The sequence below is a fragment of the Neisseria montereyensis genome (assembly GCF_024834045.1).
In the GTDB taxonomy this organism is placed as follows: Bacteria; Pseudomonadota; Gammaproteobacteria; order Burkholderiales; family Neisseriaceae; genus Neisseria; species Neisseria montereyensis.
On record NZ_JANUXW010000022.1, the window covers coordinates 1 to 956 of the forward strand.

Annotated in this window: 2 protein-coding genes; both read right to left on the reverse strand. The window is 40.3% G+C overall.

All coding sequences use genetic code 11. The annotated features are described in order from the left end of the window. Nucleotides 1-242, reverse strand: a 242-nt coding sequence (locus NXS09_RS10770; RefSeq protein ID WP_259292513.1) for a hypothetical protein, incomplete at its 3' end; no start/stop codon positions are given. Between the two features lie 460 nt (nucleotides 243-702). Continuing rightward, on the reverse strand, nucleotides 703-956 hold a 254-nt coding region (locus tag NXS09_RS10775; protein WP_259292514.1), incomplete at its 5' end, for a hypothetical protein.

Sequence of the window (956 nt, forward strand, 5' to 3'; positions counted from 1 at the left end):
CCCAAGTGGTCATAGTGGTATTGGAAAACCGCATCGGAAGTTTGACCACGGGGAGCGACAAATTTCACACTGTCATCGTTTTTGATGGCGCGGATCATGCCTTCATATTGTACTGCTTGCAAACCGGCAATCGGGCCTGAGTCGTTGGCATGGTCATATTTAGGCATATGGGCGCCTTTGGCAGAGGCGAAAGAAGCGGCAAAAGTAGCTAAAGCGGCGAAAGTCAGTACGGTTTTTTTCATGATAAAAAATCCTCTTATTATGATGTGTTTTGTGTTTGGGTGGCATTCGGCAGTATTTAAAAAATTGCCGTCTGCTTTGTTTATGTGCGTATTGTATGGAACGAACCATAATTGAAACATATCGATTTTGTTTAACATCGGTTTCTTAATTGGAAACCATTAAGAATTGATAATTTCTAAATTGATGGTTATATTCGCAAAGCTTTACTCAAATTATTAAATATGATTTAAAAATCTTAGACTTAAAATTTTCAAAGACTCATTTAAATAGATTAGGATATTTTTTGGTTTAAGGCTTAAATTGGCTATCTTTAACCAAAAGCAAAACTATTTTTCAGACGGCTGACTTTATCTGCTATTAACCATAACGTCTGTTATGAGTGATAAAGTAATGGCGAGATATCAAAGGCCGTCTGAAAGATTTCAGACGGCTCGTTTGTCTTTATTGAAGATACTTCTATTAACGGCTTTCGGTACGGCCTAAGAATTGATAACCGCCATCTTCGGCTACCACGGTGCTGCCCGGAAAGCTGAATTTGATGCTGTCATCGTTTTTGTCGGCACGTTTCATACCGTCATATTGAACGGCTTGCAAACCGGCGATTTCACCTGAATTATTGGCATGGTTGTAAGCCGGCATGTGGGCACCGCGGGCGGAAGCGAAAGAAGTGGCTAAAGTAGCTAAAGCGGCGAAAGTAAGCATGGTTTTTTTCA